The 15,660-nt window shown below is 75.4% G+C and carries 16 protein-coding genes; 1 reads left to right on the top strand and 15 read right to left on the bottom strand.

What is annotated here, in order from left to right; all coding sequences use genetic code 11:
• Positions 1 to 18 precede the first annotated feature (18 nt).
• The 15 genes from AB0O01_RS25290 to AB0O01_RS25220 form a co-directional block, all read right to left on the bottom strand.
• Positions 19 to 576: a 3-hydroxyacyl-ACP dehydratase gene (locus tag AB0O01_RS25290; protein ID WP_365316749.1), complete on the bottom strand. Its 558-nt coding sequence runs from the start codon at positions 574 to 576 to the stop codon at positions 19 to 21.
• Positions 573 to 1,022, bottom strand: a complete 450-nt coding sequence (locus AB0O01_RS25285; protein ID WP_365316748.1) for a hypothetical protein — start codon at positions 1,020 to 1,022, stop codon at positions 573 to 575. The genes AB0O01_RS25290 and AB0O01_RS25285 overlap by 4 nt, the downstream gene beginning before the upstream one ends.
• Positions 1,019 to 1,291, bottom strand: a complete 273-nt coding sequence (locus AB0O01_RS25280; protein ID WP_365316747.1) for an acyl carrier protein — start codon at positions 1,289 to 1,291, stop codon at positions 1,019 to 1,021. Before AB0O01_RS25280 ends, AB0O01_RS25285 begins: the two co-directional genes overlap by 4 nt.
• Before the next feature lie 45 nt (positions 1,292 to 1,336).
• A complete protein-coding gene (locus tag AB0O01_RS25275) occupies positions 1,337 to 2,458 on the bottom strand; it encodes a beta-ketoacyl synthase N-terminal-like domain-containing protein (protein ID WP_365316746.1) in 1,122 nt (373 codons plus the stop codon).
• 60 nt (positions 2,459 to 2,518) lie between these two features.
• Positions 2,519 to 3,349: an SDR family oxidoreductase gene (locus tag AB0O01_RS25270; protein ID WP_365316744.1), complete on the bottom strand. Its 831-nt coding sequence runs from the start codon at positions 3,347 to 3,349 to the stop codon at positions 2,519 to 2,521.
• Positions 3,343 to 5,034, bottom strand: a complete 1,692-nt coding sequence (locus AB0O01_RS25265; protein WP_365316743.1) for a hypothetical protein — start codon at positions 5,032 to 5,034, stop codon at positions 3,343 to 3,345. The genes AB0O01_RS25270 and AB0O01_RS25265 overlap by 7 nt, the downstream gene beginning before the upstream one ends.
• Entirely contained in the window at positions 5,031 to 6,227 is a 1,197-nt protein-coding gene (locus AB0O01_RS25260) for a beta-ketoacyl synthase N-terminal-like domain-containing protein (protein ID WP_365316742.1), read from the bottom strand. The genes AB0O01_RS25265 and AB0O01_RS25260 overlap by 4 nt, the downstream gene beginning before the upstream one ends.
• A complete protein-coding gene (locus AB0O01_RS25255; protein ID WP_365316740.1) occupies positions 6,224 to 7,201 on the bottom strand; it encodes a hypothetical protein in 978 nt (325 codons plus the stop codon). The genes AB0O01_RS25260 and AB0O01_RS25255 overlap by 4 nt, the downstream gene beginning before the upstream one ends.
• Position 7,202: 1 nt before the next feature.
• Positions 7,203 to 8,036 carry an alpha/beta hydrolase gene (locus AB0O01_RS25250; protein WP_365316739.1) on the bottom strand — a complete coding sequence of 278 codons (834 nt, stop codon included), beginning with the start codon at positions 8,034 to 8,036 and terminating at the stop codon, positions 7,203 to 7,205.
• Positions 8,033 to 9,151 (bottom strand): beta-ketoacyl synthase N-terminal-like domain-containing protein, encoded by a 1,119-nt coding sequence (locus tag AB0O01_RS25245; RefSeq protein ID WP_365316738.1) that lies wholly within the window; start codon positions 9,149 to 9,151, stop codon positions 8,033 to 8,035. Before AB0O01_RS25245 ends, AB0O01_RS25250 begins: the two co-directional genes overlap by 4 nt.
• Positions 9,144 to 10,331 (bottom strand): beta-ketoacyl synthase N-terminal-like domain-containing protein, encoded by a 1,188-nt coding sequence (locus tag AB0O01_RS25240; protein ID WP_365316737.1) that lies wholly within the window; start codon positions 10,329 to 10,331, stop codon positions 9,144 to 9,146. The genes AB0O01_RS25245 and AB0O01_RS25240 overlap by 8 nt, the downstream gene beginning before the upstream one ends.
• The gene (locus AB0O01_RS25235; protein ID WP_365316736.1) at positions 10,328 to 11,584 is read right to left on the bottom strand and encodes a beta-ketoacyl-[acyl-carrier-protein] synthase family protein; all 1,257 of its coding nucleotides are present in this window, start codon (positions 11,582 to 11,584) and stop codon (positions 10,328 to 10,330) included. Before AB0O01_RS25235 ends, AB0O01_RS25240 begins: the two co-directional genes overlap by 4 nt.
• A gap of 69 nt (positions 11,585 to 11,653) precedes the next feature.
• Entirely contained in the window at positions 11,654 to 11,923 is a 270-nt protein-coding gene (locus tag AB0O01_RS25230) for an acyl carrier protein (protein WP_365316735.1), read from the bottom strand.
• 213 nt (positions 11,924 to 12,136) lie between these two features.
• Positions 12,137 to 13,222 carry a LuxR C-terminal-related transcriptional regulator gene (locus AB0O01_RS25225; RefSeq protein WP_365316733.1) on the bottom strand — a complete coding sequence of 362 codons (1,086 nt, stop codon included), beginning with the start codon at positions 13,220 to 13,222 and terminating at the stop codon, positions 12,137 to 12,139.
• Between the two features lie 236 nt (positions 13,223 to 13,458).
• Positions 13,459 to 13,647 (bottom strand): hypothetical protein, encoded by a 189-nt coding sequence (locus tag AB0O01_RS25220; RefSeq protein WP_365316731.1) that lies wholly within the window; start codon positions 13,645 to 13,647, stop codon positions 13,459 to 13,461.
• A gap of 579 nt (positions 13,648 to 14,226) precedes the next feature.
• Between AB0O01_RS25220 and AB0O01_RS25215 the strand changes: the two genes are divergently transcribed.
• Positions 14,227 to 15,630: a DUF2252 domain-containing protein gene (locus AB0O01_RS25215; protein ID WP_365316730.1), complete on the top strand. Its 1,404-nt coding sequence runs from the start codon at positions 14,227 to 14,229 to the stop codon at positions 15,628 to 15,630.
• Positions 15,631 to 15,660: the final 30 nt, after the last annotated feature.

The raw sequence follows: 15,660 nt of genomic DNA, 5'->3' as shown, positions 1-15,660 counted from the left end.
CCTCGTTCCTCTCGCTCCTCATATCGTCGACAGGGCGGGCTCGGGGCCCGGCAGGAGCGTGGCCACCTCGCGCAGCGCCACCACGAACGACCCCACCCGCAGCACCTCGCGCCCGCCGGCCAGGGTCGCCCCCGCCAGCACCGCCGTCTCCCCGGCGGCCTTCACCAGCCGCACCCGGTGCTCCAGCACATCGCCGGGGAACACCCGGGCGCCGAACGCCACGTCGTTGATCGCCCCGGCCAGTTCGACCTTCCCGGCCAGCACATCCGGGTTCGGCTGCTCCCACACCGACAGCAGCACCGCGGACTGCGCCCACGACTCCACCACCAGCGAGAACGGATAGGCGTAGGCGTCCCGCCCGGCGTCCTGCCCGAGCGCGTCGTAGCAGGACTCGGTGCCGGACACCGCCTTCAGCGCGGTCAGGCTCTCCCCGGGGACGACCCCGGTGACCCGGTCCACCAGCAGGATCGGCCCGCGGTGCGGGATGGTGCTCTTGATCCGCTCCAGGCCGTACGACGTCGGTGCCGGTGCCGGTGCCGGTGTTGATGCCGGAGCCGGAGTCGATGTCGATGTCATGTGCCGCTCTCCTTCCCGTCCCCGGCCGGGGCGTCGTCCGCCGGGCGGACCCGGTAGCGCAGCCGGATGTCGGCGACCCGCCCCCGGTTGGTCGCCACGGCCGCCCTGAACAGCAGCCCGGCCACCCCGTCCGTCAGGGAACCCGCCCCCGGCGACACATCGGCCCGCACCCGGTCGCCGGGCAGCACCGGGCGGTGGAAGCGGCAGCGGTCCATGGCGACGAGGTCCAGTTCGGCGTCCGGCGCCGGGCCGTTGCCCCGCGCCCACTGCCGGACCGTGCGGTCGGCCGCCTCGATCAGGAACACCCCGGGCAGCACCGGGAACCCGGGGTAGTGCCCGTCGACGACCGGCCCGTCCACGGGCGCGTCGAACGCGGTGACCGCCCCCTCCGGGCCGCTGCGCAGCACCTCCAGCGGGCCCAGCGGCGATGCGGCGCCGTCGCTCATGACGCCTCCCCGAGCTTCGCCGTGAGCAGCTCGTAGGTCCCCTGGAGGGAGGTGATCGCGGTGAGTTCGCGCTCGCCGAGGCGGACCCCGTACTCCTTCTCCAGCCGGACGATGATCTCCAGCGCCATCAGCGAGTCGACGTCGAGATCCTCGGAGAAGTGGGCGTCGTCGGTGACCTCGGCCACCTCCAGGTCGAGGACCTCGGCGACCAGGTCGCGCAACTGCTCCTTGTCGAGCCGGGGCGCGGCGGTGGTGTCGGTGTCGGACATCGGGCTCACGGTCCTTTCGGGAAGGGATGGGTGTGCGGGACGGATTCAGGAAGCACTGCCGGTGCGCAGCAGCACCGCGCCGGTCTGGCCGTCCGGATCGACGGAGGTGACCAGGACGGGCGAGTCGCCCGCCGTGACCGCGGCGGCGAGCTGGACGGCCGCCGAGGCCGCCCCCAGATCGCCCAGGAGCCTGCGCAGCCGCAGCCGGGGCGGCCGGTGTTCGCCCAGGAGCCGGGCCAGCGCGGCGTCCTCCCGGGCGCCGAGCGGTCCGCCGCAGTCCGAGGGCACCACCAGGGCCACGTCCTCGGGCCGCAGCCCGGCCTCCTTGAGCGCCTCCGCCACCGACCGGGCGACGGCCTCGTCGGCGCGCTCGGGGTCGGTGAAGGCGATGAACCGGGCGGCGAGCAGCGCGGCGAGCGGCTCCCGGCCGTGCGCGCGGGCCCGGCCGCGCGGTTCCAGCAGGAACAGCGCGCAGCCCTCGCCGAGCGGACCGGCGGGCTGCCGGTGCGGGGCGCCGGTCCGGGCCCGGTACTCCAGCCAGGCCCGGTCGGTGGAGAACTCCTCCACCGCCCCGCACAGCACCGCCTCGCAGTGCCCCTGGCGCAGCAGCCGGGCCGCGTAGTTGAGGGCGAGGAGCCCGGTGGGGGCGCCGCCCGCGACGGTGGTGTTGGGGCCGCGCAGGGTGTGCCAGATGGCGCTCTGCCCGGCGGCCCGGTTCATCACCGTGTTGGGGAACAGCGCCGGATCGACGTGGTACGGCTTGTCGCCGGTCAGCGAGGACCGGGTGAAGTCCATGATGCTCTGCACACTGCCGTGGCCGGTGCCGAGCACCATCCCGACCGCCTCCGGCACATCCGCGGCGAGCCCGCCACCGGCGGTCTCCAGCAGCATCCCGGCGGTGGCGACGGCCAGCCCGGTGGCCCGGTCCATCGCCCGGGTGCCCTTGCGGCCCAGCACCGCGCGGGGGTCGAAGCCGGGGACCAGCCCGGCCCGTTCGTAGGGGCCGAGTCCGGCGGGCCGGTCGGCGGCGGTCGCCGTCACCGCGTCCAGGTTCCCCCGCACGCCCTCGGTGAACGGCCCGGTGCCGAGCCCGTACGGGGTCGCCGCGGACCAGCCGGAGACGACCAGGGTGTCCGGGTCCGCGCCGGTGGCGAGAGTGACGCTCATCGCTGTCTGCTCCTGGGGTTCGGTGGGGTTCGGTGGGGTTCGGGTCCGGGAGGGGTCCGGTCAGTCGCCGGGGTGGCGGCCCCACGCACCGGCCGCCGCGTGCAGTTCGCCGCCGTCGACGCCGATGGTGTTGCCGGTCAGCCAGGAGGACTCGGTGCGGGAGAGCAGGGCGACGGCGTCGGCGACGTCCTCGGGGCGGGTCAGCCGCCCGTGCGGGTTGTCCTCGGCGGCGCGGTCCACGTAGGCGGCGTGCTCGGGGATCCGGCGCAGCGCCGGGGTGAGGGTGGTGCCCGCCCGCAGGGCGTTCACGGCGACGCCGTGCGGGGCGAGTTCGCAGGCGAGCTGGCGCACATGCGACTCCAGGGCGCTCTTGGCGGCCGAGACGGCACCGTAGCTGGGCAGATGGCGGGAGGTCCCGGCGCTGGTGAGCGCGTACACCTTGGCGCCGGGGCGGAGCAGTCCCGCGGTGTGCAGGTCCTGGGTCCAGTGGACGAGGCTGTGCGCCATCACGTCGAGGGTCATCGCGAGCTGGCGGCCGGTCACCGGCTGCTCCCAGCCGGGGCGGGGCAGGAACGGGACGAGCGTCCCGAACGCCAGGGAGTGCACCAGGATCCGGATGCCGCCGGTGGCGCCGGTGAGGTCGGCGAGCGCGGGCACCAGCCCGTCCCGGGTGGCGCGGGCGGCGGCGTTGGCGTTGACGAAGTGCGCTCTCACGCCCCGGTGTTCCACCTCGGCGACCAGGTCCGCGACCTCGTCGGCGCGGGCGGCGGTGTCGAAGTGGACGCCCGCGATGTGGACGCCCTCCCCCGCCAGCCCGAGCGCGATGGCCCGCCCGATGCCGCTGGACGCCCCGAGGACCAGGCACCAGCTCCCTTCCAGCGACTTCAGCATGCGACGGCTCCCGAGGTGGTGGAGGTGGACAGGGGGACGGAGGAGGGCGCGGGGCGGACCCGGGTCAGGGCGATCTGTCCGGTGCCGGTGGCGCAGACCACCAGCGCGTCCGGGTCCGGCCCGCTGACGGCACGGGCCAGCAGGAGGGCGGGCCGCAGGCATCCGATGCGGGGCGGCTCCGCCGGGGGAGCCGCCCCGGATCCCCCGCGGGCGACCGCTTCAGCGACCGTCTCCGCGCCGCCCCCGGTGGCGGGGGAGCCGCCCGGCGTGGCGGCGGCCCTGGTGATCGTTTCCGCGCCGACCCCGGTGGCGGGGGAGCCGTCCGGCGCGGCGATGGCCTCGGTGACCGTCTCGGCGACGCCCCGGGCGGCGGGGGATCCGCCGGGCCCGGTGACGGCTCTGGCGATCGTTTCTGCGCCGACCCCGGCGACAGGCGGCCCGCCCGGCCCGGCGGCACCCCCGGCGATCGTCTCCGCGCCGACCCCGGTGGCGGGGGAGCCGCCCGGCCCGGTGACGGCCCTGGCGATCGTTTCCGCGCCGACCCCGGAGACTGGGGACCCGCCTGGCCCGGCGACTGTCTTCGCGCCGACCCCGGTGGCGGGGGAGCCGCCCGGCGTGGCGATGGCCTCGGCGGCTGTCTCGGCGACACCCCGGGCGGCGGGGGACCCGCCCGGCCCGGCGGCGGCCCTGGCGATCGTCTCCGCGCCGACCCCGGTGGCGGGGGACCCGCCCGGCCCGGTGACGGCTCTGGCGACCGTTTCCGCGCCGACCCCGGTGGCGGGGGATCCGCCCGGCCCGGCGGCGGCCCCGGCGACCGTTTCCGCGCCGACCCCGGCGACAGGCGGCCCGTCCAGCCCGGCGGCACCCCCGGCGGCCGTCTCCGTGACACCCCGGGTGACGGGGTAGCCCAGCTCGGCGAGCGCTTCCGTGACGACCCCGGCCACGGGGGACCCGTCCAGGTCGAGATGGACCCGCACCGGCACCCCGCCCAGCTCGGCCAGGGCCGCCGCCAGCAGTCGCCGTGCGCGCTCCCGGCCCCGGGCGGTGTCCGGCGCGTCCGGCGGTACGAACAGCGACCGCGTCCGGACGACGGCCCGTGCCGCCCTCGCCGTGGCGGCCGGTTCCAGCGCCAGCACCACCGCCCCCTGCTCGCCCCGGCCCCCCGCACCGGGCGGCGGTTCCTCGACGGCCGCGAGCAGCAGCCGGTCCGCCCGTCCGGCGGCCACCGCGAGCGCGCCGGTGGCCAGGGCGTCCAGTGCGGCGGTCCGTTCGGTGGCGACGGTCAGCGCGAACCCGGTGGCGCCCAGCTCCGCGGCCGGCCGGTTGCCCAGCACATTCACCGCGAAGTACGGCGCCGAGGACGGCGGTATCGCCGCCGCGCCGGAGCCGGTGACGGCCGCGTCCAGCGCGTCGAACAGCCCGGCCGCCCCCGCGTTGGTGGCCAGCAGCAGCGCGGGCCGCCCGGTGGGCACGCCCCCGTCCGCGAGGGCGCCGCGGGCGGCGGCCAGGACGTACTGGGCGGCCCGGGGCAGGTACTTGTAGCCGCGCGGCCCGAGCCGCTCCCGGTGGTCGAACCAGCCGTCGTCCACCGCACCCGTGCCGGTGAGCGCGCGCACGGCGGTGTCCCCCCGGGGCGAGACGACCCCGACCCCGGTGACGGCCAGCTCCCGCGCACCCGCGTTCATACCGCCCCACCCCCGCCCGACGACAGCACCAGCGACGCGTTGTTCCCGCCGAACCCGTACGCGTTGACCAGCACCCGCCGCGCCCCGGCGGCGAGCCGTACCGGTGCCTCGGGGAGCGGGACCGGGCACGCGGGGTCCTGTTCCTTCAGGGGCACATTGGGCGGCACCAGGCCGTGCCGGACGATCAGCGCCGCCGCGACCGCGCCCAGCGCCGCCGACGCCCCACCCGCGTGCCCGAGCAGCGCCTTGAGGCTGTAGAGCGGTACGCGGTCCAGCGCGGCGCCGAGCACCCGGCGCAGGGCACGGCTCTCCAGGACGTCGTTCAGCCGGGTCCCGGTGCCGTGCGGCACCACGCAGCCGACGCCCTCGTACCGGCCGCCGAGGGCGGTCCGCATGGCGCGGACGATCTCCTCGCCGTCCTCCCGGGGCGCCGTCGGGTGCCCGGCGTCGCAGCTCCAGCCCGCGCCCTCCAGTCGGACGGCGTCCGCGCGGCGTCCGGCGGGTTCCAGGACGAGGATCCCGGCGCCCTCCGCGAAGACGGTCCCGGCGCGGTCGGCGGCGAAGGGGCGGCAGCGCTCGGGGTCCACGGCGCCGAGCCGGTTGAAGCAGCCCAGGGCCACCCGGGAGTACGCGTCCGAACCCCCGGCGAGGACCACGTCCGCCTCCCCGGCGCGCAGCAGATCGGCGCCGACGGTCAGCGCGTACGCCCCGGCGGCGCAGGCGTTGGCGATGTCGTGGGCGGTGCCGAACAGGCCGAGCCGCCCGGCGAGCCCGGACGCCAGCCGGAACGGGGGCCGCCAGGCCCCGCCGTCGCCCCGGCCGGGTTCACCCCCACCCGCCTCGCCCCGGCCGCGTTCGTTGGGGCCGGGCTCGCCCATGCAGGAGCCCAGCACCACCGCGACCCGGGCGTCCGCCAGGTCGCCGGGCGCGTACCCGGCGTCGGCGAGGGCCTCGTCGGCGGCCAGCGCGGCGAAGGCGGCGGCCCGTTCGACGCCGGGCGGGGAGCCGGGGACGGGATCGGGGACGAGGCCGATCAGCGGGAGGTCCATCCGGGCATCCGGGTCCGGCGCCCGGTCCGGCAGCCGGATGCCGGCCTCCGTCATGGCCCGCCACAGGGTGTCCGCGCCCGCCCCGTGGCAGGTGACCGCGCCGACCCCGGTGACGGCGATCCCCGCCCCGTCCCCCCGGCTCATGCCGACCGGCCCTCCAGGGCCGCGGTCATCCGGTCGTCGAAGGGCACCAGGGACCAGTCGCGCCGGTTCTTGATGACCGCGTACCCATGGGTGATACGGCCGGTCGCGGTCTGGATCAGCCGCCCGTCGCGCACCACATAGGTGTCCATGCGGGAGTCGTAGGTGAAGCCCTTGAAGACGCTCTCCACGGTGAGGACGACATACAGCTCCTCCTCCATCCGCGCCTCGTCCAGGATCGTGATCCGGGAGTGCGGGACGACCGGGATCCAGTTCCGCTCGTCCAGCATCGTCTTGATGGACACCCCGCGGTCGGCGACCAGCCGGTCCTTGGCCTCCTCCATCAGCCGCAGATAGCCGGACATCTGCTGCCGCTCGGTGAAGTGGCAGTACCAGTAGGGGATCCGGAAGGTCCAGGCGTGCGCGTTGCGCCCGGCGGTCAGCTCCTTGAGCAGGTCGCCCGCCGCGGGGTCGGCCGCCACGGGGGTGACCGCCCGGTCCGGCCGGGCGGACAGCCGGTCGACGGCGAACGGGGCGAGCGCGGGCGGCACCGGCAGCTCCCCGCCGCCGCGCGGATCGAGCCGGAGCTGCACCCGGACGGTGGAGGTGACCGCCTTCAGCAGGGTGTCCCGCCGCACGTGCAGGGTGACCGCGAAGAGGAGTTCGCCGTCCCGGGCGCGGCGGTGCGGGGCGACCTCGGCGACGGCCGTGTCGTCGATGTGGAAGGCGTGCAGGATGCGGGTGTCGAGGTCGACCAGGTCCGTGCACAGCCCGTAGTCCTCGTAGAGGGTGCCGGGGGCGAGCCCGGCCTGCCGCAGATGGTTCAGCACGGCCTCCTCGACCAGGTAGTTGACATGCTTGAAGCCGATCCAGGTGCAGATGTTGGAGCCCTCGTAGCGGGGCCGGATCTCCAGCCGGCTGGGTTCCGCGAGCGCGGGGACCGAGGCGGCGGAGAGGTCAGCGGTACGCGTGGTCACGTCAACTCCGGTGCGTAGGGGTGAACTGGTGGGTGGCCGCGAGGGCGGCGCGGGCTCCGGGCAGGGCCTCGGCGAGCAGCGCGCGCACCGCGTCCGCGAAGGGCCCGGGGCGTTCGGCCATGGCGAAGTGGCCGCAGCCGGCCAGCAGCCGCAGCCGTCCGTCGGGCAGCGCCGCGGCGAGGGCGCGGGCGTCGTCGGGCGGGGCGGCGATGTCGTCGGCGCCCGCCACCACCAGCACCGGCAGCCGCAGCGCGGCCACCTCCAGCCGGGGCGAGCGCAGATAGGCGCCGAAGAACTGCTGCCAGCCGTACGGTCCGATCCGGTCGCGCACCCGCAGGGCCATCGCGGCGCGCAGTTCGGGCGAGATCCGGTCGCCGACCGCGATCCGCAGCCCCTCCTCCAGGATCCGGTGGAAGCCGTTCAGATAGCGCTCGGCGTCCTGCCAGCGGAAGTCCTCGGGCGCGGCCCGGTAGAAGGGGGCGACGACGACGGCGGCGCCCGGGCGGTGCTCCTCGGGGCGCCGGACGAGCGCCTCCAGGGCGGGCCCGGCGGCGAAGGAGTGCGCCACGATCGCGTCGGCGCCGCCGGGCACCCGGTCCAGGGCCCGGGTCACCTGGTCGGCGGGGTCGTCGTCCCGGCTCCACACCGGGTCGCCCTCGGTGCCCCAGGGCAGCACGGCCTCCCAGACCTCGACCCCGGCACCGGCCCGCCGGGTGAACTCCTCCCACACGGTGGGGCTCCCGGCCAGCCCGTGCAGCAGCAGCACCCGGACGCCGCCCGGGGCGGCCCGGCGCCGCCGGACCAGGGCGTGCCGGTGCCCCCCGGCCCCGATCACCGTCCGCCGCCGGAGGCGGAAGCGGAAGCGGAAACGGAGGCGGAGGCGGAGTCGGAAACGGAGTCGGGCACGGGCACGGGTGCGGGCGGGTGCGGGTGCACGGGCGGGGTGAGGAGCAGGGCCGCCGCCGCGTCGTCGGCGCCCGCGTCGCCGGTGCCCGCGCTGGCCAGGACGGGCACGGCGCGGTCCGCCAGCCAGACCGTGGCCGCCACCGTCTGGAGCACCCCGAGCGCGCCGGACGCGGAGCCGTACAGCGCGGCCAGATCGTGCACCGGGGCCCCGCCCGCCGCCGCGCCCAGGGCGGGGGCCGGGGCCTGGAGGCCCTCGGGGTGCTCCGGCACGCACCACAGCCCGACCGGCCCCGCCCTGCGCGACCGTACCTCCGCGACCGCGTCGGCGTGCCGGGCGCGGCGGGCGTAGGGGCCGGTGGCGGCGAGCGGCCGGACCGCGCGGGCCGCCGCCGAGGCCGCCGACTCCAGCACCAGCGCCGCCGCCCCGTCGAAGAGGCCGGGCGCCGCGTCCGCCGGGGTCGCCGTCACATGGCGGACGGCCGCGTTGTCGGGTTCGACGCCGATGACGAGGACCCGCTCCACGCGCCCGGCGGCGATCAGCAGCCGCCCCCAGTGCACCGCGTCGAGCCCGGAGGTGGGCCCGTTGCACAGGGTCAGATTGGCGCCGCGCAGCCCATGGGTGATGGCCACCCAGGAGGCGACGACATTGCTGGAGGTGGCGGGCAGCATCATCGGACTGGTCGCCAGATAGGTGCCGGCGGCGATGGCCGAGACCGTCTCGCAGACCGTGTCGGCGTTGCCGTGGTTGGTGCTGACGACCACCCCGGTGCTCCCGCCCGGCACGGCCGGGGTGCCGGCGTGGTCGATGAGGGCCGCGTCGGTCAGGGCGTCCCGGGCGGCGACCAGGGCGAGTCGGGTCGCCCGGTCCTTGTAGCGCAGGCCGCGTCCGGTGAGCCGGGACACCGGGTCGGGTGCGGTGCGGTGGTCCGGGGGCGGCGGCCCGAGCAGCCCGCCGGGACCGGCCAGCCCCCGGATCGCGGTACCGAGCCCGGTGATCACCACGCCCTCGGCGGAACCGGACAACGCCCGTGCCCGCTCACCCACGCCCCTCACCCCCGTTCCCGTCCTCGGCAGAGCCCTCCGCCTCGATGACCGCGACCGCGTTGAGCCCGCCGAAGCCGAAGGAGTCGATCTGGGCGAGCCGCAGCGGCCGTTCGGCCTGTTCGGCGGTGCCCCGCACCAGCCGGAAACCGGCCACCGCGTCCACCGGATCGTCCAGATACACCGTCGGCGGGACGGTCCCGGTGCGCAGCGCGTCCACCGCCGCGACCAGACTGTGCAGCCCGGACGCCCCGGCGGTGTGCCCGGTCATCGACTTGATCGCGGTCATGTACGGCGACGGGCCCAGCCCCGCGAACACCGTGCCCAGCGCGGTCGACTCGGCCTCGTCGTTGAGGGGCGTGCCGGTGCCGTGCAGCATCACCAGGTCGATGTCGGCGGGCCGCACCCCGGCCCGCCGGTGGGCCTCGGTCACCGCGGCGGCGATGCTCTTCGCGTCCGGCGCCGACGGGTGGTACGCGTCGCAGTTGACGGCGACGCCGCGCACCCGGGCGTGGACCCGGGCGCCGGGTCCGGGACCGTCGGCGGAGCGGCGCAGCACCACCGCCACCGCGCCCTCGCCCTGGAGCATCCCGCGCCGGGCCCGGTCGAAGGGCCGCACCCGGTCGGGCGCCTCGGGATAGCAGCGGTCCAGCAGCCCGTAGGTGCTCTCGGTGAGGGTGTCGACGCCGGCCACCACGACCGTGTCGGCGGCGCCCAGGTCGAGCAGGTCGCAGCCCAGGGCCAGCGCGTACAGCGACGCCGAGCAGGCGTTGGCGACGGTGTGGGTGTCGGCGGCGCCGAACCGGCGGCGCAGCATGGTCCCGAAGTGCAGGTCGGCGGCGTCGAAGGGGACGCCGTCGCGCCAGGACAGCTCCACCGACCGCAGTTCGCGCAGGGTGGTGCCGACCAGCACCGGCACGGCGGACAGATCGCCGCCGAGTCCGGCGTCGGCGGCGGCCTGGGCGACGGCCCGCTCCAGCCAGCGGGTGGCGCGCAGCGGCTCGTCGACGCCCTCGGCGGGCCGGTCGTCGATCTCGTACGCCATCTCGGCCCGGAAGCGGGTGCGGTCGTAGCCGCGCAGCGGGGCGAGGCCGCTGCGCCCGGCGGTCAGCGCGGCGAAGATCTCCCCGGGGTCGCCGCCGATGCTGGCGACGGCGCCCATCCCGGTCACGGCCCAGCTCATGCCGCGCTCCGCTCACGGCCGTCGCGGCAGGCGCCCAGGATCAGCACGGCGTTGTTCCCGCCGAAGGCCAGGGCGTTGTTCTGCACGATGTCCAGCTCCGCCGCCACGGCCTCGTTGGGCACGCAGTCGACCGCGCACTCGGGGTCGGTCTCGCGGTGGTTGATGGTGGGCGGGATGAACCCCTCGGTGAGGGCCAGGGCGCAGGCCGCGGCGGCGACCGCGCTGGCCGCGCCCATGCTGTGCCCGATCATCGACTTGATGGAGACCGTGCGGGGCATGGCGTCGGCCCCGAACACCCGGCGGATCGCGCCCGCCTCGGTGACGTCGTTGGCCTTGGTGCCGGTGCCGTGCGCGGAGACGAAGTCGATCTGGTCGGGGGTCACGCCCGCGTTGCGGTGGGCGATCTCGATGGTGCGGGCGATGCTGTCCCGGTCCGGCGCGACCGGGTGCAGGGCGTCGCAGGCCAGCCCGTAGCCGAGTACCTCGGCGTAGATCCGGGCGCCGCGGGCCAGCGCCGAGTCCAGGCTCTCCATCAGCAGGATCCCGGCGCCCTCGCCGGTGAGGATGCCCTCGCGGTCCTTGTCGAAGGGGCGGCACACCTCGGGGGCGACCGTGCCGAGCCGGTAGAACCCGGTGAACGTCTTGCGGCAGGCCGCGTCCGCGCCCCCGCACAGCGCGATGTCGACGTCGCCGCTGCGCAGGGCGTCGTAGCCGTAGCCGACGGCGTAGTTGCCGGCCGCGCAGGCGGTCGGGATGGTGACCGCCTCGACATCGGTCAGCGCCAGTTCGCGCACGATGCCCGCGGACAGCCGCCCGGCCGGGATCCGCCGGGCCACCGCGGGGTCGTAGCTCTGCGGTCCGCCGGCCATGGCGGCGGCGGCGAGCTGGTCCAGGTCGTGGGACTCGCCGTCCGTGGTGCCCACGGACACCAGGGACCGGCGGGCCCGTACGTCGTCCTCGGCGAGCCCGGCGTCCGCGAGGGCCATCCGGGCGGCGGCCACCGAGAACTGGCCGGCCCGGCCCAGTTCCTCCGGCCGCTGCCCGGTGATCCAGTCCTCGGGCCGGAAGTCGGTGACCTCGCAGCCGTTGGCGTGGGCGAAGCCCTCCGTGTCGAACACGGTGATCGGTGTGACCCCGCTGCGGCCGGCGCGCAGTCCGGCGGCGAAGTCCCGCACCCCGACGCCGATGCTGGTGACCACCCCGAGTCCGGTGATCACCACCCGGCGTCCGGCGGTGTGCGTCGAAGCGCTCATGCAGCTCACCCCTGCTCTGGCTGTCGCTGTCGCGGTCGCGGTAGCGGTAGGGACCTGGACAGGGGGTGCTCAGTGCCGGGCGGCCTCGGCGACGACGGCGTAGACGCCCTCCAGATTGACCATCCGGCTCAGTTCGGCCTGGTCGATGGTGACCTTCTGGGTGCGCTCCAGGGCGGCGAGGATCTCGATGGCGCGCAGCGAGTCCGCGTCGTGCTCCTCCTTGAAGAGGCTGGTCTCGGTGACGTCGTCCTCGTCGATCTCCAGAATGTCGCAGACGATCTCCTTGATCTCCTGCTTGCGGTCGGCGTCCAGGCCGTCCGTCAGGCGCACGTCGCTCATCTCGGCTCCAAAGAGGGATCGGTTCCGGAGTCGGGGTGACTCCGCCATCCAGCGATGGAGAGAGGGTGGAATCGGCCGCTATACGGGGCCTATATGCGGGCGGGTCGGCGCTCGGGTCTCGGAGGCGGCGGGTCTCAGAGGCGGCGGTCTCGGAAGCGGCGGGTCCCGGAGGCGGCGGGTCTCGGAGGTGGCGGGTGTCAGAGGCGGCGGGTGTCAGAGGCCGCCGGCCGCCGCGGCGGTGATCCGGCGGCGGGCGCGGCCCTTGGCCGGGAGGTCGGGGTAGTCGGGGAGGTCGTCGGGGCCGTCCAGCCAGCCGAGCTGGGCGGCGCGCAGTCCGGCCTGGAAGCGGCTGCGGGCGCCGAGCCGGCTCATCAGCTCGGCGGTGATCCGGCGCCCGGTGCGCACCGAGACGCCCAGCTTGCGGGCCACGACCTCGTCGGTGAGCCCCTCGCCGAGCAGCCGCAGCACGGCCTGTTCCTGGGGGGAGAGTTCACCGAAGCCGCGCTCGCGGTGCTGGGGCCGTCCGCTGACGAAGGGCAGGGCCTCCTCCCAGACCCGCTCGAAGAGTTCGCACAGGGCGACGATGATGCCCCGGCCGTGCAGCACGAGGGCGCCGGCGGCGGAGTCGTCCGGGTCGATGGGCAGCACGGCGTGGGCGCGGTCGAAGACCAGCATCCGGGAGGGCAGGGAGGCGGCGGTGCGGACCTGGTCGCCGTGGGCGTGCAGCCAGCACAGGTGCTCCACGGTCGCCGGGTCGTTGTGGACGCTGTCGAGATAGACGCTGCGCATGACCACCCCGCGCCGGGCGAGCGCCTCGCACAGGGGCTGGCTGGCCCGGCGGCTCTCCTCGGTGTGGGAGCCGGCGGCGGCGAAGGTGAGCAGTTCCCGGGAGCAGTTCTGGGTGAGGCCCTCGATCCGGGAGCGGGTCTCCTCCAGCCCGTTGAGCCGTTCGATGACGGCGCTGCGCAGATCCTGCTGGGCGGCGTTGTGGTCGTCGATGAACCGGGCGATCTCCACCCGGGCCTCGTTGAGCTGTTTGTGCCGTTCCATCAGGTCGTTCTCCTGGTGGGACAGCAGGGCCTGGAGGGCGACCTCGGGGCTGACCGCGCGCAGATTCTCCGGCCCGCCCCAGGAGGGTTTCACCAGGGACAGCCGGACGCATTCGTCGAGACCGGAACGGACGAGTTCGGGCGGCCAGCCCAGGGAGGCGGCGAGTTCGTTCACCGTGCACCCCGGCTGGCGCAGCATGGAGCGGTAGATCTCCGCTACATGGGACGGCAGGCCCAGCGGATCCAGCATCGATGATCATCCCCCTCTGACCACACACGTTGCCGCGCGCCATTATGTGGACGCTGTAATTAGTGTGCAACGGAAATGTGCTCAGACGGTCGGGGGCGGACAAGTACGGGACAAGTGCGGGACACATGCGAAAGGGCCCACTCAAGGAGCAGGCCCTTTTGAGACATTTCATGGCCGGGTATCAGCCATAGGTGGTTTTCAGTGGAACCTGTCGGTTCGGCTCGCGTCGGGGTGGATCAGTCCCAGATCGGGTCGTCCGTCACGGGCGGCGTACCGCCGGGCAAGGTGTCCCAGATCGGATCGAAAGCCATGATCCCGCTGATCGTCCCCCGGTCGTCGGCGACGGCGTTCGCGACACCCGCGCTCCCGAGCGCGGCGGTGATGCCGAGGGTGACGGCGGCGGCGTGCAGCAGCATCCTGCTCATAAAGTAACTTCCCCCTTGATTTCCGGTACCTGCATTCCCTGCAATTTCGCGTGGAATTCCATGGAACACAAGGCCGGAGACATTCCCGCTGGGGGTTCCCCGTCCCGGCCCGCGTTCACCCCCGTATTCTCGCCGGGCCCGGCCGCGCACCACCATGAGGGGTGATATGCAGAAACCTGCGCTGGCAGTGTGCTGACACCGGAACGCAATCCCCCGCTTTGCTGCCGGGGAAAGGGGGGCCACCGGGACCGGCGGTTGACCTGGAACTTCACCGGCGGCGGATGGCTGGAACTGACTGTTCCGCGCCCGCCCCCGGGCCGCCCCCCGCCCGTCCCTGCGGCCCCGTCGAACACCCGTATGACCAAGGCCCGTGCAGGTTCATGCCAGCGGACCCGGACCCCCGGTCCGTCCCGCCCCTCCCGTCCCGCCCCGCCCGCCCCGCCCCGGGTCTGACGGGAAACGGCCGGCGGTTGTACGGTTCCCCGACGAGTCGACGGACGAGTTGGCGCACGAGTCGACGGACGTGTCGACGCAACGAATACCCGCGGGTGTGCGCGGGCGACGGGGGAGGCGATGGCCATGGGTGAGGCCGAGGCGCGGATTCCGCGGGTGGCCGGTTTTGCCGGGCCGCCCGCGCGGGGACAGGCGTCGCCGAAGGAGGCTGGCCGGGCGCTGCGCGAGCGGGTGCCGCGGCGGTCGCACGCCCTGCTGGACATCGACGCCGGGCGGCCCGGCGCGGTGGCGGCGGTCGAGGAGTCCAGCCTGGGCCGGATCCCGGAGCTGGCCCCGATCCGGGTGGGCCGGATGGCGGCCACCCCGTTCGCGTTCCTGCGCGGCTCCGCCGGGCTGATGGCGTACGACCTCGCCCGGACCCCGACGACCCGGATCGGCGCCCAGATCTGCGGCGACGCCCACGCCGCGAACTTCGGTCTGTACGGGGACGCCCGCGGTCGGCTGGTCATCGACCTCAACGACTTCGACGAGACCGCCCACGGCCCCTGGGAGTGGGACCTCAAGCGGCTCGCGGCCTCCCTGGTGCTGGCCGCGCGGGAGGCGGGCGCGGGCGAGGACATCTGCCGGGCGGCGGCGCGGGACGCGGTCGGCGCGTACCGGCGGACCATGCGGCTGCTGGCCCGGCTCCCGGTGCTGGACGCGTGGAACGCCATCGCCGACGAGGAACTCGTCTCGCACACCGACGCCCACGATCTGCTGGGCACCCTGGAGCGGGTCTCGCAGAAGGCGCGGGCGAACACCAGCGGACGGTTCGCGGCGAGGTCCACCGAGCCGACCGGGGACGGCGGGCGGCGGTTCGTGGCGGCGCCGCCGGTGCTGAGCCGGGTGCCGGACGCGGAGGCGGCGGCGGTGGTGGCGTCGCTGGCCGGGTATCTCGCCTCCCTGCCCGAGGACCGGCACCCCCTGCTCGCCCGGCACGCGGTGCACGATGTGGCGTTCCGGGTGGTCGGTACGGGCAGTGTCGGGACCCGCTCGTATGTCGTGCTGCTGCTGGACCATCGCGGGGAGGCGCTGATACTCCAGGTGAAGGAGGCGCGGCCGTCGGCGCTGGTGCCGCATCTGCTGACCGCCGGGTTCGAGGTGCCCGAGGTGGCGCACGAGGGGCGCCGGGTGGTGAGCGGGCAGAAGCGGATGCAGGTCGTCAGTGACATCCTGCTCGGCTGGACCACGGTGGACGGACGGCCCTTCCAGGTCCGCCAGTTCCGCAACCGCAAGGGCAGCGTCGACCCGCACGCCCTCTCCGCCGACCAGCTCGACGACTACGCCCGGATGACCGGCGCGCTCCTCGCCCGCGCCCACAGCCACAGCGCCGACCCCCGGCTGCTCTCCGGCTACTGCGGCAAGAACGAGGAGCTGGACGAGGCGATGGCCGCCTTCGCCGTCGCCTACGCCGACCGCACGGAGGCGGACCACGCGGACCTGGTGACGGCGGTGAAGTCGGGGCGGGTGGCGGCGGAGCGGGGGGTGTGAGGGCAGTCGTCCCCCGGCCGGGGCCCGTGG

Origin of the sequence: Streptomyces sp. NPDC093252 (assembly GCF_040683675.1) — a bacterium.
Classification (GTDB): domain Bacteria; phylum Actinomycetota; class Actinomycetes; order Streptomycetales; family Streptomycetaceae; genus Streptomyces.
The sequence above is the reverse complement of the archived record's forward strand: the minus strand, read 5'-3'. Positions and strand labels throughout refer to the sequence as shown.